Annotated in this window: 19 protein-coding genes; 15 read left to right on the top strand and 4 right to left on the bottom strand. The window is 63.6% G+C overall.

Annotation, left to right across the window (positions count from 1 at the left end; genetic code table 11):
• Positions 1-3: 3 nt before the first annotated feature.
• From rpsG to tuf, 3 genes are all read left to right on the top strand, one after another.
• A complete protein-coding gene (gene rpsG / locus AC6I1W_RS00095; RefSeq protein WP_004809065.1) occupies positions 4-474 on the top strand; it encodes a 30S ribosomal protein S7 in 471 nt (156 codons plus the stop codon).
• A gap of 132 nt (positions 475-606) precedes the next feature.
• A complete protein-coding gene (gene fusA / locus AC6I1W_RS00090; protein WP_016666118.1) occupies positions 607-2,700 on the top strand; it encodes an elongation factor G in 2,094 nt (697 codons plus the stop codon).
• Between the two features lie 729 nt (positions 2,701-3,429).
• Positions 3,430-4,623 carry an elongation factor Tu gene (tuf, locus tag AC6I1W_RS00085; protein WP_069102500.1) on the top strand — a complete coding sequence of 398 codons (1,194 nt, stop codon included), beginning with the start codon at positions 3,430-3,432 and terminating at the stop codon, positions 4,621-4,623.
• A gap of 160 nt (positions 4,624-4,783) precedes the next feature.
• Here tuf and AC6I1W_RS00080 read toward each other — a convergent pair whose 3' ends face one another.
• From AC6I1W_RS00080 to AC6I1W_RS00070, 3 genes are all read right to left on the bottom strand, one after another.
• Entirely contained in the window at positions 4,784-6,445 is a 1,662-nt protein-coding gene (locus AC6I1W_RS00080; RefSeq protein ID WP_081302615.1) for an alpha/beta hydrolase, read from the bottom strand.
• Positions 6,446-6,660: 215 nt separating this feature from the next.
• Complete coding sequence (locus AC6I1W_RS00075) at positions 6,661-8,634, bottom strand: bifunctional metallophosphatase/5'-nucleotidase (RefSeq protein ID WP_493536990.1); 1,974 nt, start codon at positions 8,632-8,634, stop codon at positions 6,661-6,663.
• A gap of 103 nt (positions 8,635-8,737) precedes the next feature.
• Positions 8,738-10,435: a glutamine--tRNA ligase/YqeY domain fusion protein gene (locus AC6I1W_RS00070; RefSeq protein ID WP_117189709.1), complete on the bottom strand. Its 1,698-nt coding sequence runs from the start codon at positions 10,433-10,435 to the stop codon at positions 8,738-8,740.
• Positions 10,436-10,563: 128 nt separating this feature from the next.
• On the opposite strand from AC6I1W_RS00070, the gene gltX reads away from it, so the two are divergent.
• Positions 10,564-11,982, top strand: a complete 1,419-nt coding sequence (gene gltX, locus AC6I1W_RS00065) for a glutamate--tRNA ligase (RefSeq protein ID WP_249361329.1) — start codon at positions 10,564-10,566, stop codon at positions 11,980-11,982.
• 57 nt (positions 11,983-12,039) lie between these two features.
• Here the strand turns inward: gltX and AC6I1W_RS00060 are convergent, their stop codons facing one another.
• Positions 12,040-13,944: a 6-carboxyhexanoate--CoA ligase gene (locus AC6I1W_RS00060; RefSeq protein WP_065673152.1), complete on the bottom strand. Its 1,905-nt coding sequence runs from the start codon at positions 13,942-13,944 to the stop codon at positions 12,040-12,042.
• Between the two features lie 560 nt (positions 13,945-14,504).
• Between AC6I1W_RS00060 and rpsJ the strand changes: the two genes are divergently transcribed.
• Genes rpsJ through rpsQ form a run of 11 tightly spaced genes read left to right on the top strand, consistent with a single transcriptional unit; the run spans position 14,505 to position 20,100 of the window.
• Positions 14,505-14,816 carry a 30S ribosomal protein S10 gene (rpsJ, locus tag AC6I1W_RS00055; protein WP_002514870.1) on the top strand — a complete coding sequence of 104 codons (312 nt, stop codon included), beginning with the start codon at positions 14,505-14,507 and terminating at the stop codon, positions 14,814-14,816.
• Positions 14,817-14,827: 11 nt separating this feature from the next.
• Entirely contained in the window at positions 14,828-15,499 is a 672-nt protein-coding gene (gene rplC, locus AC6I1W_RS00050) for a 50S ribosomal protein L3 (protein ID WP_015582162.1), read from the top strand.
• On the top strand, positions 15,496-16,401 hold the full coding sequence (rplD, locus tag AC6I1W_RS00045) for a 50S ribosomal protein L4, sunset domain variant (protein WP_065673151.1): 906 nt from the start codon (positions 15,496-15,498) through the stop codon (positions 16,399-16,401). The genes rplC and rplD overlap by 4 nt, the downstream gene beginning before the upstream one ends.
• Positions 16,398-16,706, top strand: a complete 309-nt coding sequence (rplW, locus tag AC6I1W_RS00040) for a 50S ribosomal protein L23 (protein WP_004809053.1) — start codon at positions 16,398-16,400, stop codon at positions 16,704-16,706. Before rplD ends, rplW begins: the two co-directional genes overlap by 4 nt.
• A 26-nt stretch (positions 16,707-16,732) precedes the next feature.
• A complete protein-coding gene (gene rplB / locus AC6I1W_RS00035) occupies positions 16,733-17,569 on the top strand; it encodes a 50S ribosomal protein L2 (protein WP_015582163.1) in 837 nt (278 codons plus the stop codon).
• Between the two features lie 15 nt (positions 17,570-17,584).
• Positions 17,585-17,866, top strand: a complete 282-nt coding sequence (gene rpsS / locus AC6I1W_RS00030) for a 30S ribosomal protein S19 (protein ID WP_002544164.1) — start codon at positions 17,585-17,587, stop codon at positions 17,864-17,866.
• Between the two features lie 17 nt (positions 17,867-17,883).
• Positions 17,884-18,345: a 50S ribosomal protein L22 gene (rplV, locus tag AC6I1W_RS00025; protein WP_021107861.1), complete on the top strand. Its 462-nt coding sequence runs from the start codon at positions 17,884-17,886 to the stop codon at positions 18,343-18,345.
• Between the two features lies 1 nt (position 18,346).
• A complete protein-coding gene (gene rpsC / locus AC6I1W_RS00020) occupies positions 18,347-19,156 on the top strand; it encodes a 30S ribosomal protein S3 (RefSeq protein ID WP_497743510.1) in 810 nt (269 codons plus the stop codon).
• 1 nt (position 19,157) lies between these two features.
• Positions 19,158-19,577 carry a 50S ribosomal protein L16 gene (gene rplP, locus AC6I1W_RS00015; RefSeq protein ID WP_002516060.1) on the top strand — a complete coding sequence of 140 codons (420 nt, stop codon included), beginning with the start codon at positions 19,158-19,160 and terminating at the stop codon, positions 19,575-19,577.
• Positions 19,577-19,825 (top strand): 50S ribosomal protein L29, encoded by a 249-nt coding sequence (gene rpmC, locus AC6I1W_RS00010; protein WP_004809049.1) that lies wholly within the window; start codon positions 19,577-19,579, stop codon positions 19,823-19,825. The genes rplP and rpmC overlap by 1 nt, the downstream gene beginning before the upstream one ends.
• A 2-nt stretch (positions 19,826-19,827) precedes the next feature.
• On the top strand, positions 19,828-20,100 hold the full coding sequence (gene rpsQ, locus AC6I1W_RS00005) for a 30S ribosomal protein S17 (RefSeq protein ID WP_004809048.1): 273 nt from the start codon (positions 19,828-19,830) through the stop codon (positions 20,098-20,100).
• Positions 20,101-20,559 lie beyond the last annotated feature (459 nt).

Here is a 20,559-nt window from a genome sequence, read left to right as displayed (position 1 = left end):
TCCATGCCTCGTAAGGGACCCGCGCCGAAGCGCCCAGTGATGGTCGATCCCGTCTACGGATCTCCTCTCGTCTCCCAGCTCGTGAGCAAGATCCTTCTCGACGGCAAGAAGACTGTCGCCCAGAACATCGTTTACACCGCCCTCGAGGGTTGCCGCGCCAAGACCAACACCGATCCGGTGCAGACCCTCAAGCGCGCGCTCGACAACATCAAGCCCTCCCTGGAGGTCAAGTCCCGTCGTGTCGGCGGTGCCACCTACCAGGTGCCGGTCGAGGTCAAGCCCGCTCGCCAGACCACCCTGGCCATGCGTTGGCTGGTTGCCTTCTCCCGTGAGCGTCGTGAGAAGACCATGGCTGAGCGTCTCATGAACGAGATCCTCGATGCCTCCAACGGCCTCGGTGCTTCCGTGAAGCGCCGTGAGGACACCCACAAGATGGCTGAGGCCAACCGCGCCTTCGCCCACTACCGCTGGTGATTGCTGGCCCCCTTCCCGTCGGGAAGGGGGCACCATCACGTCCAGCCCAGAAAACCTCGCGGTTCACCGCAGGTTCATCTGCGTCGAGCATCATACGAAGACCACTAACTCCAAGATTTGAGGTCAAGAACAGTGGCCAAAATTGACCTGAACAAGGTTCGCAACATCGGCATCATGGCCCACATCGATGCCGGCAAGACGACGACGACCGAGCGCATCCTCTACTACACCGGTAAGTCGTACAAGATCGGTGAGGTCCACGACGGTGCCGCCACCATGGACTGGATGGAGCAGGAGCAGGAGCGCGGCATCACCATCACCTCCGCCGCGACCACCACCTTCTGGCACGACACCCAGATCAATATCATTGACACCCCCGGACACGTGGACTTCACCGTTGAGGTGGAGCGCTCCCTGCGTGTTCTTGACGGTGCTGTCGCCGTGTTCGACGGTGTCGCCGGCGTCGAGCCGCAGTCCATGACTGTGTGGCGTCAGGCCGCCAAGTACGGCGTTCCGCGCATCTGTTACGTGAACAAGCTTGACCGCACCGGTGCTTCCTTCGATCACTGTGTGCAGACCATCAAGGATCGTCTGCACGCCATCCCGGTCCTGTTGCAGCTGCCGATCGGTGCCGAGGACAAGTTCATGGGCATCGTTGATCTCGTCGAGATGAACGCCAAGACCTGGCGTGGCGAGACTGAGCTCGGGGCTCATTATGAGACCGAGGAGATCCCGGCCGACATGAAGGACGAGGTGGAGGCCGCTCGTGCCGAGATGCTCGAGACCGTCGCCGAGAACGACGAGGAGTTCATGGAGCTCTACCTCGAGGATCCGGACTCGGTGACCATCGACCAGCTCAAGGCCGCCATTCGTCGCGGTGTGCTGGCTTCCGCCTTCACCGCAGTCACCTGTGGCACCTCGTTCAAGAACAAGGGTGTGCAGCCGCTGCTCGACGCCATCGTCGACTACCTGCCTTCCCCGCTCGACGTCCCGGCCATCTCCGGCTTCAAGCCTGGTGACGAGTCCGTCGAACTGCAGCGTCGTCCCTCCGACGACGAGCCGCTGTCGATCCTGGCCTTCAAGATTGCCTCTGACCCGCACCTGGGCAAGCTGACCTTCGTGCGCGTCTACTCCGGCGTCATGCACGCTGGCGACCAGGTGCTCAACGGCACCAAGGGCAAGAAGGAGCGCATCGGCAAGATCTACCAGATGCACGCCAACAAGCGTGAGGAGATCGAGAGCATCGGTGCTGGCATGATCTGCGCCGTCATGGGCCTCAAGGACACCACCACTGGTGAGACTCTCTGTGACCCGAGCAACCCGATCATCCTTGAGTCGATGACCTTCCCGGCTCCCGTGATCGAGCAGGCCATCGAGCCGAAGTCGAAGGCCGATCAGGAGAAGCTGTCGAACGCCATTCAGCGTCTCGTCGAGGAGGATCCGACCTTCCGCGTCCACACCGACGAGGAGACCGGCCAGACCATCGTCGCCGGTATGGGCGAGCTTCACCTGGACGTCTTCATCGACCGCATGAAGCGTGAGTTCCATGTGGAGGCCAATATCGGCAAGCCGCAGGTGGCCTACCGCGAGACCCTGCGCAAGCCGGTCGAGAAGTACGAGTACACGCACAAGAAGCAGACCGGTGGTTCTGGTCAGTTCGCCCGCGTCATCATCGCGATCGAGCCCCAGGAGCCTGGCTTCGGCTACGAGTTCGTCAACGCCGTCACCGGTGGTCGCGTCCCCAAGGAGTACATCCCGTCGGTCGACGCCGGTGTCCAGGAGTCGATGCAGTTCGGTGTTCTCGCCGGCTACCCGGTCGAGGATGTCAAGGTCACCCTGCTCGACGGCGCCTACCACGAGGTCGATTCCTCCGAGATGGCCTTCAAGATCGCCGGTTCGATGGCCTTCAAGGAGGCCGCTCGCAAGGCGAGCCCGGGTCTGCTCGAGCCGCTGATGGCCGTTGAGGTGACCACCCCCGAGGACTACCTCGGTACTGTCATCGGCGACCTCAACTCCCGTCGTGGCCAGATCCAGGAAATGGTCGAGGAGCACGGAAACAAGGTCGTGCGCGCCCTGGTCCCGCTGTCCGAGATGTTCGGATACGTCGGTGACCTTCGCTCGAAGACCTCCGGACAGGCGACCTACTCGATGGAGTTCGACTCCTACGGCGAGTGCCCGTCCACCGTTGCTGACGAGATCATCGCCGCGGCCAACGGAGGCAAGTGAGCTTGCTGGTATAGTTGATTGACGCATCGGCCCGGTTCCACATATGTGGAACCGGGCCGATTGTCGTGAATGGCCCTGCGGGGTCAATCCCCTCAGCTTCCGAGTTCGCGTCCTACCCGCCCCAGGCAGGCTCTGGCGCCGGGGCTCCAGGGTGGTCCACAGGATAGTTCGAAGCCCATTCCACAGCCCGGAACTCCGTGGAACGGTGGCGCTGTACTTATGGCTCCGGGCCAGGCTCGGCGGCGTGGCCATGGCAGATGGGCGGCCCAATCGGTTCGTCGAGGTGGAACGGAAGCTCAAGACGACACGGCGTAGTAATCCCTCAAGTGCCTTTAATCTTGCGACCCCGATGTTCTGGGGATGAGCAGCGCTGGCCCAGGCCGAGTTCGTCGGCTTCGCCTATGCGAACCTGCTGCCGGTGACGAAGAATGAAAATTTGAATTGATCGGTACGTGTTCCGAGTTGACGGATTGGGTAGCTCGTGGCGGTTCTGGTTGGCGGTGCGCCGAGTCAGTTGGCTCGACGCACCGCTGTTGTTCATGGATACGGCGAGGGAGTTAGGACCTCATGTCGCCCTTGGTTTGACTATCACGGACTGCTGCAGAACAATAGGACAAGTTCCCTGACCTCTGGTCGGGGGCCCGTCCAGAAACGTTCCTGGGAACCTCCCAGGAATATCCACATGACGCGTCCCGTGCACAAGCGGGCGACATTCCAGAAGGAGCCCCAGTGGCAAAGGCCAAGTTCGAGCGGACCAAGCCGCACTGCAACATCGGCACCATCGGACACATCGACCACGGCAAGACGACCCTCACCGCGGCGATCTCCAAGGTGCTGCACGACAAGTACCCGGAGCTGAACGAGGAGTCGCCGTTCGACCAGATCGACAAGGCTCCCGAGGAGCGTCAGCGCGGCATCACGATCTCGATCGCTCACATCGAGTACCAGACCGAGAATCGTCACTACGCTCACGTTGACTGCCCCGGTCACGCTGACTACGTCAAGAACATGATCACTGGTGCTGCCCAGATGGACGGCGCCATCCTCGTGGTCGCCGCCACCGACGGCCCGATGCCCCAGACTCGTGAGCACGTCCTGCTCGCCCGCCAGGTGGGCGTGCCGGCCATTGTCGTCGCCCTCAACAAGTGCGACATGGTCGACGACGAGGAGCTCATCGAGCTCGTCGAGATGGAGGTTCGCGAGCTGCTGACCTCGCAGGACTTCGACGGTGACAACTGCCCGGTCGTTCGCATCTCCGCCTTCCAGGCCCTCCAAGGTGACGAGAAGTGGACCCAGTCGATCCTCGACCTCATGGATGCCGTGGATGAGTACGTCCCGCAGCCTGAGCGTGACCTCGACAAGCCCTTCCTCATGCCGATTGAGGACGTCTTCACCATCACCGGTCGTGGCACCGTTGTCACCGGTCGTGTTGAGCGCGGCGTCGTCAAGACCAGCGAGGAGGTCGAGATCGTCGGTATCCACGACAAGATTCAGAAGACCACCGTCACCGGCGTCGAGATGTTCCGCAAGATCCTCGACGAGGGTCGCGCTGGTGAGAACGTCGGTGTTCTGCTCCGTGGCACCAAGAAGGAGGATGTCGTTCGCGGCATGGTCCTCTGCAAGCCCGGTTCCACCACCCCGCACACCGACTTCGAGGGCCAGGTCTACGTTCTGAAGAAGGATGAGGGTGGCCGTCACAAGCCGTTCTTCTCGCACTACAGCCCCCAGTTCTACTTCCGCACCACGGACGTGACTGGCACTGTTGAGCTCCCCGAGGGCACCGAGATGGTTATGCCGGGTGACAACACCGACATGACCGTCCACCTGATCCACCCGATCGCCATGGAGGAGCAGCTCAAGTTCGCCATCCGTGAGGGCGGTCGCACCGTCGGTGCTGGTCGTGTCACCAAGATCATCAAGTGATGTGATCTGAGTTTTTGACGAGGTCCGTCCCCATGGGGGCGGACCTCGTTGCATGTCTGGATATGGGTGGAGGAGGCCGGGCAAGACGTGGTCCACATTCGTGGCAACCAACCAGCTGCGAGGGGATGGCGCGCGCCATCAGCCCCCACAGACGCGGCGATCACCGAGGAGCTGAGGTCTTGGGGATCGCTTTCGCGATGGCATCCATGGTGTGACGATCGCAGTGAATGCCGAGGACTGCCGACCAAATGGGGATGAATTCGCTGTGGTAGTTGTGCCCATGCCCACCAGGCGGAGTCGTCGACAAGGCCATGTCGGCCGTGACCTGCCAGAAACTCGACCATGGCGTCCACTGAATGTGGGGATTGACGTCGTCTCCAGCGCGCTCGCGCATCCAGTCGGGCTCTGACCAGATCATCTCGGGGGACCACCACGTCACCGGATCGGACGGGTGCTGTACATAGGCGATGCGTGTGTGGGCTGACCAAGGAGGATAGGCGGCTCCCCAATGGTCGTGGTAGATCTCGCCCGGATTACCCATGAACCTCACGATTCGGCCATCGTCGATCACGGGGACGATGGCGGGGGACCCCTCTCGTCGGTTCGCCTCCAAATCCTTCCAGATCGGCGTGAACCCGGGGGTTCCGACCCACACGGCGCCGTCAACCTTGGCGATCATGTCGTCGATGGATGGGAAGGCGGACTGACCACCGTAAGAACCCAGGGACACACCGCTCGTGTAGAGCTTCGGACGAGTTTCGGGGGCCAGGGTGGCCCAGTAGTCGTGGATGACGCTGAACAGGGCCTGGGCACCTTCTTTGGGCGATTCGCGGTCCAGGAGGAAGGCCCCGACGCTGCCCAGGTACGAGTACTGCATCGTGGCCGTCGCGCAGTCACCGCCGGTGAGATATTCCACGGCCGACACCGACCACTCCTCGATCCAGCCGGACCCGGTGCCGTTCTGGACGACGAGCACCTTGCGATTGAACGCCCCAGTACGGATGAGCTCGGCGAGAACGCCATTCGCCTCGGCGACGTAGTCACGACGGGAATTGAGTCCGGCGTAGACGCGGATGGGCTCCTTGGCCGACTGACCGGTGACCTTTTCGATCATGGCGGCGTCGGGGCCGTCAGTGACGGCATCCTTGCCCTCCCGGCCCAGGCTGTCCCAGGTCTGAAGTGAGGCGGAGGATCCAGACCGAAGAGGCGACGTCGGGGGTTTCCGTCCGGCGGCCGTCTGCGCATTGGTCTCAGCCATGACGTGGGCAACACCGTTGGCCGTCGTCCTGACGATGACATTGTTCGTGGCCCAGAGCAGGAGTGAGATGCTCAGCACCACGACGACGATTGCCAGTACCGGTTGGGCGATGAGACGGTGCACGCCGGTGTACAGATTTCGGATGCCATGAGCGATGAGGCGGATGAGCAGTACCGTCGCGGTGAAAAGGATCAGCCCCGTGAACACGCCACTGGTCTGCGCGACCAAGACCTTCCGTGGCAGACCGACTTCCTCTGAAACGTGCTTTTGCTGTCTCGTGCACCACACGAACATCCACAGCGATATCAGGGCGAGAATGGCGTACCAGCTACGTCGGATGCCCCGGACCGCATGAGTTGAGATCATCACCTGCAAGCGCGTGATCTCAGCCAGCCACCGGGAAATCCGCCCGATGAGCCCTCCGACCCCATAGGCGAGAAGGGTCGACAACCACACGTTGATGGCCACCATCCACCAGGTCCGGGGGACCAAGGACGGTGTCAGGGCGGTCCACAGACCGAAAAGGGCGAAGACGAGGCCAGCAATGCTGGCACGGCGCAGCACCCTTGCCGGCCAACGTCGGTTGCCCAGCCGAGCCGGGAGTCCATGCCTGGGATCCCGTGGAACGATTTGGGTTGTCAGCGCTGCGTCCTTTCATCTGTCAGTGGTGGAGGTTGCCGTCTCCAGGTGCCACGGGACACTCTTCCACGTCGTGAGGACAAGAAGGGCCTCGGCTCACCAAGTCGGGTGGGCCGAGGCTCAACTGTTGTCGGAACCGGTCAGACGCCGGTGCGCGGCAACGTGGTCGGACGATCGCCGGAACCGGGCATGATGCCGTTGCCGGGCTTCGTGCCGTCGCCGAGCTTGGTACCGTTGCCGGGCTTGCCCGTGGCCGGCCAGGTCTCCCCAGTCGTGGTGAGGAACCAGTTGCGATCGAAGAAGTCCTTCGGATCGATGGTCTTCATCTTCGAGGCGGTGTCGATGAGCAGCTGACGGATCTCGAGGATCTCGTCCCAGACGACCGGGGCCTCCGCGACGTGCGGGTAGGCGCCGCCACCGCTCATGCGGTAGTTGTTGATGGCCAGGACGAACTTCTGGTCGTCGGTGACCGGCTTGCTCTGCCAGGACAGGCCCAGGATGCGCTTGCCCACCGGCTTGGAGACGTCGATGGAGTACTTGACACCGGTGACGGCGTCGTAGTTGTAGTCCCACACCGGCTTGCCCTGGTAGTCAGCCTGGGTGTCGCCGCCCTCGCTGGCCGGAGCCGGGTTGACGATGGCGCCCTTCTTGACCTGCTTGAAGTACTTCGCGGAGTACTCCAGGTAGTCCTTGAGTTGTTTACCGGTGAGCAGGAGGCCTGCCAGTGTGTTGTCGAAGACGTACAGGCCAGCGATGTCCTTGATCTTGACATCGCCCTTCGGGAAGGCGGCGGTGCGTGAGAACGGCGAGACCTGGGCGATGACCGGAATACCGTCGTACTTGCCACCCTTGATCGCCTTGGCGACGGTGTCGGCCTCGACCTTGCCGATGAAGTCGAGGATCGGGGTGTCCTCAACCATCGAGCGCTCGGTGGTCAGCTTCGTCGTCGAGGTGGCGACGACCGAGTTGACGTACGTGACGGTGGCCTTGTGGCTGGCCTGCAGCTCGGGGTCAGAGGCGAACTCCTTGTCCTCCTCGACGTCACGGGTGTAACGCGGCTTCACGGCGACCTTGTCGTGGAGCACGGAGACCTTGCCGTCGGAGAAGTCGAGCGGGATCGTCACCTGGGAGACCGAACGGGCCCAGTAGTCGGGCTGGGTGATGACGACCTTGTGGCCCGAGATGCCGTCGATGATCTCGACCGGGTCGTCCTGGTGGGTGTGACCGATGACGACGAGGTCGACCTCGGGAACGGATTTAGCCAGGACGGTGGCGTTGTTCTCCGGCAGACCCTTGTAGACCGGGGTGGCCTGGTCCTCCGACAATCCGGCGTGGACGAGGACGACAACGACGTCAGCCCCTTCCTTGCGCAGCTTGACCGAGTACTTCGCAGCGGTCTTGACCGGGTCGGCGATGTCGACGTTGCCAGTGAGGTTCGCCTTGTCCCAGACCATCGAGCCAGGGGTGGTGACGGCGACGACGCCGACCTTGACCCGGTGGCCGTCGACGGTCTTGGTGAGCATGAGAGTGCCCTGGGTCAGCGGCTTGCCGGTCTTGAGGTCGATGACGTTGGCGCACAGCAGTGGGGCGTCGAGGTCGTTCTTGTAGCGGTTGAGTTCCTTGAGTCCGTAGTTGAACTCGTGGTTGCCGATGTTGGCCGCGTCATAACCAACGAGGTTGAATGCGCGGGCCATGACCTCGGTGCGGCCAAGTTTCTCGGGCTGCTTGGCAGAGAGGTAGGTCAGCGGGGTGCCCTGGATGGTGTCACCGTTGTCGAGCGTGACGACGGAGTCGGCCCCCTTCTCGGCGCGGACCTGCTTGACGATGGTGGCCACCCGGCTCACGCCCAACGGAGCTGAGGACCGCCCCTTGTCCGACGGCGAGTAGGGAGCGTCGGCGAAGTAGTCCCAGTCGTAGACGTGACCGTGGATGTCCGTGGTGGCGAGCACCGTCAGTGCTGCGGCACCGGCAGCAGAGCCTGCGGTGGCGGGAGCGGAAGACGTCGACGGCGACGCGAAGGAATTCCCGACGGCAGTCATCGCGAGCCCTGTCCCCAGGGTGCCGACCAGCACGGCGCGACGCGACAGGTTCGTACCAAGTGGGTTGTCATGCATGGATGGTGTCCTTCTAACGGGATAGGAAAGCGGTACCATCTTTGCCGAAAGAAGTGACGGACGGGTGACAATTTGATGGATTGCTGCCGTCAACAACACCTGTTCAGCCCTGACGCCTCTGCAGCTGGGCCCATTCGTCACGCAGACCAACGGTGCGGTGGAACACCGTGGTGTCCTGATCCGCCGCGAAGTACCCCAGCCGCTCGAACTGCACCACCTCGCCGGGGAGCACCTCGGCCAGGGCCGGTTCGGCCATGACGTTGGTGAGGGTCTCGCGCGAGTTCGGGTTGAGGTCGTCGAGGGCCTCGCCGCTCTCCGATCCGGGAATCTCGGCGGTGAAGAGACGGTCATAGAGGTTCGCTGTCACCGGCACGGCGTGGGCGGCGGACACCCAGTGCATCGTCGACTTCACCTTGCGACCGTCGGGGGCGGTGCCGCCGCGGGACTCCGGGTCATAGCTGGCGTGAACCTCGGTGATGGTGCCGTCAGGGTTCTTGACGACGTCAGTGGCCGTCACCAGGTAGGCACCACGCAGACGCACCTCGCGACCGGGGGAGAGACGGAAGAACTTGCGGGGCGGGTCCTCGCGGAAGTCGTCGGCTTCGATCCACAGCTCACCGGTGAAGGGGACGCGCCGGGTGCCGTCATCAGGATTCTCCGGGTTGTTGACGAGCTCGAACCATTCGACGACCGGGTTGCCGTTCTCGTCAGTAGGCCAGCCGTCGAGGACCAGTTTGAGCGGGTGCAGGACGGCCATGCGGCGCTGCGTGGTGGCGTTGAGCTCGCGGCGCACGAAGGACTCGAACTCCTCGATGGCCTTCACGGAATTGTTCTTGGTGGTACCGACGGCCTGGCAGAAGGCACGGATGGCGGCAGCCGGGTAGCCACGACGACGCATCCCGCGCAGGGTGGGCATGCGGGGGTCGTCCCAACCGTCGACGACGCCGTCGGTCACCAGGGACTTGAGGCGACGCTTCGAGGTGATGGTGTGGGTCAGTTCGAGACGGGCGAACTCGCGCTGCTTGGGGGCCGGGGCGTCGAGCGGCACATGGGCGAGGAACCAGTCGTATAGGGGTCGGTGGCTGTTGAATTCCAGGGAACACAGCGAATGGGTCACACCCTCTATGGCGTCGGACTGACCGTGGGCCCAGTCGTAGGTGGGGTAGATGCACCACGTAGTGGCGGTCGAGTGATGGGCCTGGTGGCGGATGCGGTACATGATGGGGTCACGAAGCCACATGTTCTCCGCCTGCATGTCGATCTTGGCGCGCAGACAGCGGGAGCCGTCGGGGAACTCGCCGTTGCGCATCCGCTCGAGCAGATCGAGGGATTCCGCTGCGGGACGGTCGCGGTAGGGGCTCTCGATGCCCGGCTTGCCGTAGCCGCCCTTCTGCTCGCGAATCGTCTCGGGGGACTGGTCGTCGACGTAGGCCAGGTCCTCGCGGATGAGGTACTGGGCCCACTCGTACAGCTTGTCGAAGTAGTCGGAGGCGTGGACGACGTGGGCGGGGGAGTAGCCGAGCCACTCGATGTCCTCGATGATCGACTGGACGTACTCAACCTCCTCGGTGCCCGGGTTGGTGTCGTCCAGACGCAGATTGCAGATGCCGCCGAAGTCCTCCGCGACGCCGAAGTCAGTGACGATGGCCTTGGCGTGGCCAATGTGCAGGTAGCCATTGGGCTCGGGTGGGAATCGGGTCTGGACCCGTCCTCCATAGGTGCCCTGTTCGTTGTCCGCGCGAACGACCTGACGAATGAAGTCCGAGCCGGACTCGGCCGAGGTTCCAATGGGTTCTGCCATGGCGGGAACCTTACCGGAGTCTGTCGGTACTTCCCGATAGACTCCGAGGCATCATGACTGAGTTGCATCCCGCGCGCACACGCGTCGCCCCCTCGCCCACCGGAGACCCTCACGTCGGTACGGCCTACATGGCGTTGTTCGACAAGGCTTGGGCCCAGCGCACCGGCGGCCAGTTCGTGCTGCGCATCGAGGACACCGACCGCAACCGTCTGGTGGAGGGTTCGGAGGAACAGATCTACGAGACCCTCGACTGGCTGGGTCTGTCCCCCGACGAGTCGCCGCGGGTCGGTGGACCGTACGAACCGTACCGGCAGTCTGAGCGTTTGGACACCTACAAGCCGCTCGTCGACAAGCTCATCGAGTCTGGTCACGCCTACCGTTGCTGGTGCTCCCAGGAGAGGCTCAAGGCACTGCGCGAGGAGCGCGCGGCCGCGAAGTCCTCGGACTCCGGTTACGACCGCATGTGTCTGGGCATGTCCAAGGAGGAGCGGGCCAAGCTGCCGGGTTTCACCGAGACACCCGTCGTGCGCATGCTCATCCCTGAGGACGTCGAGCTGGAGTTCGACGATCTCATTCGCGGCAAGGTCCACGCCCCACGTCCCGATGACCAGGTCATCCTCAAGGCCGACGGATTCCCGACGTACCACATGGCCGTCGTCGTCGACGACCATCTCATGGGCATCGACACCGTCGTTCGTGGTGAGGAGTGGATCTCTTCGACGCCGAAGCACCTGTTGCTCTACAAGTGGCTGGGTTGGGAGGTGCCGAGGTTCGCGCACATGCCACTGCTGCGCAACACCGACAAGTCCAAGATCTCCAAGCGCAAGAACCCGGCTGCTCGGTTGATGTGGTTCCGTGAACAGGGTTACCTGCCCGAGGCGCTGCGCAACTTCTTGCAGCTGCTGGCATACCCGACGATCGCCGAGGGCCAGGAGATGGAGGACCTCGACTCCTTCGTGTCCCGCTTCGACTGGGCGAGCGTCTCCACCGGCGGGCCGGTTTTCGACGTCACCAAACTTGACTGGCTCAACGGCCAGTACATCCGCAGTCTTGACGCCGAGGACCTCACCGATCGCGTGCTCGAGTACGCCGATCGCACCGGACAGGCCCAGGAGGTGCTCGGTCGTGATCTGACGAGTGAGGACCGTGAGATCATCCACGCCGCCATGTCACTCATTCGTGAGCGTCTGGTGCTGCTGTCGGAGGCACTGCCGAAGCTGGCATTCCTGCTGATCGACGACGATGCCCTGGTCTTCGACGGGGATTCCGTGGCCAAGCTCAAGGCAGGAGCCGACGAGATTCAGCAGGCGTCCACCGAGGTCCTCAAGGGTCTTGACGACTTCTCCGCCGATGCCATCCAGGCTGCGCTGCGCACCAAACTCTGCGACGAGATGGGTATCAAGCCGCGTCTCGCCTTCGCCCCGATCCGCGTCGCCGTCACCAGTTCGCGGGTGTCCCCGCCACTGTTCGAGGCCATGGAGATCCTCGGCAAGGAGTCGACCCTTCGTCGTATGGAGCGGTTCTGCGCCGAGCTGGATTCCAAGTGATCGGAATTCTTCAGGGAGAAGGGTGCGTCTGAGGTGATCTCGGATGCACCCTCTTTTTCAGACGGTGTTGAGAACGTCGCGCAGTGAGTCGACCAGCGCATCAATGTGTGCATCGGTATGTGCAGCGGTCAGGCACACCCGCAGGATCGCCTCGCCCCTGGGGACTGCCGGGTAGCGGATGGCGCCGATCATGAGTCCCCGTCGTCCCAACTCCTCTTGCGCCGCGACGGCACGATCCTCGGGACCCACCGGAACCCTGATGATCGGACCGAGATCATTGGCTGCAGGGGCGGGAATGAGCCCGGCTTCGAAGAGTGCACGGCGCGCGCGGGCCACAGTGGTCTGGAGCCTCTGGACGGGAGAGACGTCAGTTCGTAGTTGATGCACGGATGCCGCCACGGCTGCTACGACGGCGGGGGAGGGGGCGCTGGAGAACACGTATCCTCGAGCGCAGTTTCGAATCAGTGTTGCCAGAGTCTCGCAGACGCAGACGAAACCGCCCTCGACGCCCAGGGCCTTGCTGGCCGTTCCCAGCAGGATGTCCGGTCGCAGTTCCTGGGGCAAACCTTCGGTGACGCCACGCCCGGTGGGCCCGACAGTGCCTATCCCGTGGGCGTCGTCAACGATGGTCAAGGCGCCGTGACGACGTGCGATCCGGGCGAGGTCAGCAACGGGAGCGACGTCACCTCCCATGGAGTAGACCCCCTCCGTGAGCACGATGGCTCTTTCGGTGGTGACGTGATCAAGGGCATGGTCGACGGCATCGAGGTCAGCATGAGGGACGACGACCGTGCGCGCCCGAGCCAACCGGCACCCGTCGATGAGGCTGGCATGGTTATCCGCATCGGAGACGACGGTGACGTCAGGACCTGCCAACAGCTGCATGGTCGCGACATTTGCCTGATAGCCGCTGGCCATGAGGACTGCCCGGGGATACCCCAACCATGTGGCGATCTCGTGTTCAGCATGGTGGTGTGCCACCGAGGTTCCTGTCGTGAGGCGTGAGCCGCCAGAACTGCATCCCAGCTTACTGATGACGTTGATCATGGCCTCCTGGACGGCCGGCTCCGTGGACATGCCGAGGTAATCGGAGGAGGAGAACAGCAGGGCAGGACCGTCGGTGGTGATGGCGTCAGGAATCTGAGACGACGAGAAGGTGCGTGGATGGCGCTCGAGGCCGGAAGCCCGCCACGAGTCGAGACGGGATCGAATGTGGTCATGCCAGGACGTGGTGGTGTCAGTACTGGGAGAGTGGGTGGCAGGTCCGATGAGAACGGGGTGATTCTCCAGCCAGTCCGTGACCATGGCGGGATCTGCGCACGAGGTGTCGACAAGAATGACGCGGCCCCCGTTGGGGTCCCCATCGGCCTTGACGTTCGTCACGGTTGTGTACACCCCGTCGACGCAGACATAGCCACGGGTGTAATGGGGATCGTCGGAGATGCAGAGTTCCGCGAGAACTCCGGGTGCAGCAGCAACCTTGCTCGCGAGGAGGACCGCTTCATGATGGTGCCTCTTGTGAGCCAAGGACGTCCCCGGGGCAGATTCCGTGAGATCCCCGAATCGAGTCACACGAACGCCACGCAAGGGATCGGTTTCCAATCGTCGTCCACTGCCCACCTCGACCATGGCAGCCCCACGCATCGTCGGTCCGGCGGTGAGAATGCGCATGATCTCCTCCGGATTGGGCACGAATCGGGACAAGACGTCAAGGAAGTGGTGATGTGCGGAGTCGATGTCGATGCATTCGTTGATGTCTGCGGGCAGGGCAGGGATGACAGCGGGATCGGCGTCAAGCTGATCCAGGCTGAGTCGCACCTGCCGAGCCTCGACGGTGTGACCAGGGGAGAGCGCGCGATGGATGAGCCCCGTCAACGTCTGCCCGATCATGTCCGGAGACACCAGCGACTCGGCTCCGCTGACGTGGTACGGCTCCCCGTCGATGATTCCGGTCGCGCGCATCCGCACACTCCACCAAGGCGTGGCAGTAGGTGTTTGCGATGGATTTGACATGATGACTCCTCGGCGTTGGCGACCGCTCAACATTGAACACCATTCAATTCCCTGGGGTTCAGAGAGGCCGTCATTCCGATTTGCCTTGTTGGTTCATCGGTGACAGACTGTACAAGTTGCTCCGAACGGGGCTGCGGTGCGTCACGCTCATGATCCTTGAGGTCGAGCCCGGCCACTGAAGCCCGACGGCAGAGGTGTCACCACCACGGTGAGTCCGCTGCCGGGCCCACGGGAGCGGGTCAGCATCGGAAGTCGGCAGACAAATCCACAGTGTTCACGGGGTCCTCGATGACTGGTGAGCGGTGGGCGTCCTGCGGCTTGTGATGCGCGACACGCCCGAGCGCGTGGGTCGGGGAGGGGTGATGTGACCTCCCGGTTTTCACACCAGTTGGAAACCGTCAGGTTGGGACCAATGAGGAGTTCGCTCCTCACGCCGGAACCCTCTGGGCGTACCGGACTCCCATGTCAGGGAATCTTGGACGCGGCAGAGACGAGTAGAAGGAACAACTGTGGCGGGACAAAAGATCCGCATCAGGCTGCGGGCCTACGACCACGAGGTCATCGACTCGTCGGCGCGCAAGATCGTCGACACGGTGACCCGCACGGGTGCCAAGGTCGCCGGCCCGGTGCCGCTGCCGACTGAGAAGAACGTTTTCTGTGTGATCCGTTCGCCCCACAAGTACAAGGACAGCCGCGAGCACTTTGAGATGCGCACCCACAAGCGGCTCATCGACATTCTCGAGCCGACCCCGAAGACGGTCGATTCGCTTATGCGTCTCGATCTGCCGGCCGGTGTCGACATCGAGATCAAGCTTCCGTGAGGTTGAGCACCATGACCAATGAACGCACTGTCAAGGGCGTGCTGGGCACCAAGCTCGGCATGACCCAGCTGTGGGACGAGCACAACAAGCTCGTTCCTGTGACCGTCATCCAGGCCGGGCCGTGTGTCGTCACCCAGGTGCGCACCCCCGAGACTGATGGCTACTCCGCCGTCCAGCTTGGTATCGGAGCCGTCAAGGCCAAGAAGGTCACCAAGCCGGAGGCCGGCCACTTCGAGAAGGCCGGCGTGACCCCTCGACGTCACCTCGTCGAGTTGCGTACCGCCGATGCCTCTGAGTACACCCTGGGCCAGGAGATCACCGCTGACGTGTTCTCCGAGTCCGATTTCGTCGACGTCACCGGCACCAGCAAGGGCAAGGGCACCGCTGGCGTCATGAAGCGTCACGGCTTCGGCGGCCTGCGTGCCACCCATGGTGTGCACCGCAAGCACCGCTCGCCGGGCTCCATCGGCGGCTGCTCGACGCCAGGCAAGGTCATCAAGGGCCTCCGCATGGCTGGCCGCATGGGTGCCGAGCGTGTGACTGTCCAGAACCTGCAGGTTCACTCCGTCGACGCCGAGCGTGGGATCATGCTGGTCCGTGGCGCCGTTCCCGGCCCGAAGGGGTCCCTGCTCGTCGTCCGCAGCGCCGCCAAGAAGGCCGCCAAGAATGGGGATGCCGCATGAATGAGACCAAGACCATCGACGTCCTTGACGTCAAGGGCAAGAAGGCCGGATCGGCTGAGCTTCCCGGTGACGTCTTCGACGCGAACACCAACATTCCCCTGATCCATCAGGTCGTCATCGCCCAGCTCGCGGCTGCCCGTCAGGGCACCCACGCCACGAAGACTCGTGGCGTGGTCTCCGGTGGCGGCAAGAAGCCGTGGCGTCAGAAGGGCACCGGTCGTGCCCGTCAGGGTTCGACCCGTGCACCACAGTGGGTCGGTGGCGGCACCGTTCACGGTCCGCAGCCGCGCTCCTACGCTCAGCGCACCCCCAAGAAGATGGTGGCCGCTGCTCTGCGTGGTGCTCTGTCCGACATGGCTCGCGACAATCGCATCTTCGTCGTGACCTCCCTGGTTGACGGTGACAAGCCCTCGACCAAGCAGGCCAAGGCCGTCCTCTCCGGTCTCGCCGAGCTCCGCAAGGTGCTCGTCGTCCTGGATCGCAGCGAGGAGGTCGCCTGGCTGTCCGTGCGCAACCTCAACGGGGTCCACGTCCTGGCCGCCGATCAGCTCAACACCTACGACGTCGTCAACGCGCGGACCATCGTGTTCAGCCAGGCCGGACTTGACGCCTTCGTGGGTGCTCGCAGCGCCAGCACCCAGGCCCTGGCCGCTGAGTCAGAGGTCCCGGAGACCAACGTTGCGGACCAGCATCCCTACGGTGAGGACTCCTTCCGCGGAGACAACCCGCCGGCCGGATTCGACATCAAGGGCAACGAGGACTCCAAGAAGTTCCACGCCCCGACGTCGCCCTGGTACGGACGCACCATCGCTGAGGTGTGGTTCCGTTCCGCCGAGGCTGCTGAGGCCGCTGGCTTCGTCAACGCCGTCAAGTCTGACTCCGACAAGGAGGACGCCAAGTGAGCGAGCTGAAGATCCGAGATCCCCGGGACATCATCCTCGCCCCGGTTGTCTCCGAGAAGAGCTACAGCCTGCTCGACCAGAACACCTACACGTTCCTGGTCAAGCCGACTGCCAACAAGACCGAGATCAAGATCGCGATCGAGCAGATCTTCGGTGTGAAGGTCACCTCGGTTAACACGATGAACCGCAAGGGCAAGGCACGCCGTACCCGCTTCGGCATGGGCAAGCGTCCCGATACCAAGCGTGCCATCGTGACCGTCGCCGAGGGTGATCGCATCGACATCTTCACCGGCCCGGTCGCCTGAGCCGCGAGAGAAGGAACGAAGTACCAATGGGTATCCGCAAGCACAAGCCCACCACTCCGGGCCGTCGCGGCTCGAGCGTGTCGGACTTCGTCGAGCTCACCCGCTCGACCCCTGAGAAGTCCCTGCTCGTTGCCAAGCCCAAGACCGGTGGACGCAACAACACTGGCCGCATCACCACCCGCCACATCGGCGGTGGACACAAGCAGGCCTACCGCATCATCGACTTCAAGCGTTACGATAAGGACGGCGTGCCGGCCAAGGTCGCTCACATCGAGTACGACCCGAACCGCACTGCTCGCATTGCCCTGCTCCATTACGCCGACGGTGAGAAGCGTTACATCATCGCCCCCGATGGCGTCAGCCAGGGAACCGTCGTGGTGTCCGGCCCCGAGGCCGACATCAAGCCGGGCAACAACCTGCCGCTGCGCAACATCCCGGTCGGTACCACGGTTCACGCCGTGGAGCTGCGTCCGGGTGGTGGCGCCAAGATGGGTCGCTCCGCTGGCGCGTCGGTGCAGCTGGTCGCCCGCGAGGGCAAGTACGCCACCCTGCGCCTCCCCTCTGGTGAGATGCGCATGGTGGACATCCGTTGCCGCGCCACCATTGGCGAGGTCGGCAACGCCGAGCAGACCAACATCAACTGGGGCAAGGCCGGCCGTAACCGCTGGAAGGGCATCCGCCCGACCGTCCGTGGTGTGGTCATGAACCCGATCGACCACCCGCATGGTGGTGGCGAGGGTCGTACCTCTGGTGGTCGTCACCCGGTGAGCCCCTGGGGCAAGCCCGAGGGTCGTACCCGTAACAAGAACAAGGCGAGCAGCCGTCTCATCGTGCGTCGCCGCAAGTCCGGCAAGAAGCGCTGATTGGGAGTCTGAGACATGCCACGCAGTCTGAAGAAGGGCCCCTTCGTCGACGAGCATCTGGCCAAGAAGGTCACTGCCCAGAACGAGGCGGGCACGCACAACGTCATCAAGACCTGGTCACGTCGATCGATGGTTACCCCCGACATGATCGGGCACACCATCGGCGTGCACGACGGTCGCAAGCACGTCCCGGTTTTCGTGACCGAGTCGATGGTCGGGCACAAGTTCGGAGAATTCGCCCCGACCAGAACCTTCAAGGGTCACGTGAAGGACGACAAGAAGGCGCGCAGGCGCTGACGAGAGGGATCTGATTCATGAGCAACACTGAGAGGCCCAGCCGTCGCGCCGCCCTGCTCGGCGATCGCCCCGGCTCGTACGCCATCGCGCGTCACGTCCGGATGAGCGCCAGCAAGTGTCGTCGCGTTGTCGACCTGGTTCGCGGAATGGACGCCGCTGACGCGGTGGACATGCTGAAGTTCCAGCCGCAGGCCGCGGCTGAGCCGGTTCGCAAGGTCATCGCCTCGGCCATGGCCAACGCCGAGCAGACCGAGGGTCTGCGCGCCGAAGACCTGTACATCTCGCAGGCCTTCGTTGACGAGGGCGTCACCATGCGCCGCATCCGTCCCCGCGCCAAGGGATCCGCCAGCCGAATCCTGAAGCGCTCCGCCCACATCACCGTGGTTGTCGAGCCCAAGGACGCCCGTCCGGCCCCCAAGAAGGCCAAGAAGGGTCGCCCGGCGGCTGCAGCCAAGTCCGAGACCGAGAAGGGAGCCTGACATGGGCCAGAAGATCAACCCCCATGGTTTCCGTCTCGGTGTGACGACCGATCACAAGACCCGCTGGTACGCCGAGAAGCAGTACGCCGAGCTCGTGGGTGAGGACGTCAAGATCCGGGAGTGGCTCCACAAGAACCTGGAGCGCGCCGGTATTTCGTCCATCGAGATCGAGCGTCGCTCCGAGCGCGTGACCATCTTCCTCTACGCCGCCCGCCCGGGCATCGTCATCGGGCGCAATGGCGCCGAGGCCGAGCGCGTGCGCGGTGAGCTCGAGAAGCTCACCGGCAAGCAGATTCAGCTGAACATCCTCGAGGTCAAGAACCCCGAGACCGATGCCCAGCTGGTCGCCCAGGGAATCGCCGAGCAGCTCGCTGCCCGTGTCGCCTTCCGTCGCGCCATGCGTAAGGCCCAGCAGTCCGCCATGAACGCAGGCGCGCTTGGTATCCGTATCAAGTGCTCCGGTCGTCTGGGCGGTGCCGAGATGAGCCGTTCCGAGGGTTACCGCGAAGGTCGTGTGCCGCTGCACACCCTCCGCGCTGACATCGACTACGGCTTCTTCGAGGCCCGCACCACCTTCGGCCGCATCGGTGTCAAGGTGTGGATCTACAAGGGCGACGTCACTGGCACCCGTGCTGAGCGCGCTGCCCAGAAGGCTGCTCGCCAGGCCGCCCAGGGCGGTCGCGGTGGACGTGGTGGCCGTCGTGGTCGGGGTGATCGTCCCGACCGTCGCGGTGGACATCGTCGCGCCGAGGCCGCCAAGCAGCAGTCCGCCGAGACCCCGGCCCCGCAGACCGAGAACGCAGGAGCCTGACATGTTGATTCCTCGTCGAGTGAAGTACCGCAAGCAGCACCATCCCAAGCGGACTGGCGCTGCCAAGGGCGGCACCCAGCTGGCCTTTGGTGACTACGGCATCCAGGCCACCGAGGGTGGGTACCTGACCAACCGTCAGATTGAGGCCGCTCGTATCGCCATGACCCGCTACATCAAGCGTGGTGGAAAGGTGTGGATCAATGTCTACCCGGACCGCCCGATGACCAAGCACCCCGCCGAGTCCCGTATGGGTTCCGGTAAGGGCACGCCTGAGTGGTGGATCGCCAACATCAAGCCCGGACGAGTTCTCTTCGAGCTGTCGGGTGTGCCGGAGGACGTGGCCCGCGAGGCCATGCGTCTGGCCATCCACAAGCTGCCGATGAAGGCTCGTTTCATCTCTCGTGAAGGCGGTGACAACTGATGCCCAAGCTTTCTGCTGCTGAGCTGCGCCAGCTTTCCGGTGAAGAGTTGCGCAACAAGGTTCGCGAACTCAAGGAGGAGCTGTTCGGGCTGCGTTTCCAGTCGGCGACCGGCCAGCTCGAGAACACGGCTCGCCTGCGTGAGGTCCGCAAGGACATCGCTCGCGTCTACACCGTGCTCCAGGAGCGCAACCTCAACATCGTCGATGATCCTGACGCTGCCAATCCCGAGAACGATAAGGAGGCCTGAGCATGAGCGAGAACACCGCTGAGCGGACGACCCGCCGCAAGGTCCGTGAGGGACTGGTCGTGTCCGACAAGATGGACAAGACGATCACCGTCCTGGTCGAGGACCGTGTCAAGCACCCGCTGTACGGCAAGGTCATGACCAAGTCTGTGCGCCTCAAGGCCCACGACGAGAAGAACGAGGCTGGCATGGGAGACCGCGTGCGGATCATGGAGACCCGTCCGCTGTCCGCCACCAAGCGCTGGCGTCTGCTCGAGATCGTCGAGAAGGCTAAGTGACCCACTGGTGAGTTGATCACCAGGTTTTGCTGCAAGGCGACCCATCCGAGAGGGTGGGTCGCTTTGTTGTGTTTGTGGTCGCGGGGGAGTGGGCGCGTGTGGGAGTGAGGACGTGGCACGGATGCGCGTCACGTGACTGACGTGAGCCACTTCTCCATGAAGCCCCGAGCCAGCTGCGCCAAGTATGCGCAGTTGCGCCGCCTCTGGCCATTTGCGCCGTCGTTGTTTACCTGCGCCACCTGTGCTCAGTTGCGCCGCGGTTGAGCACCTGCGCCATTCCTGTTCACTTGCGACAGGGGGGTGACGGCTTAGTCTTCTGTAGCGTCAGTGACCGGCGTCCCGTTGCGCCGCCTCCGATTATCTGCGCCACTGTCGCGCACCTGCGCCTCGGCTCCCTTCTCGACCTGCGCCGTTGGTAAGCAGTTGCGCCTCTGTAGCGCGTGCGGGCGAAGCGGTTGC

It is taken from the genome of Cutibacterium sp. KB22876, assembly GCF_059728865.1.
Note: the sequence above shows the minus strand (reverse complement) of the source record. Positions and strands in the feature narration are given on the sequence as shown.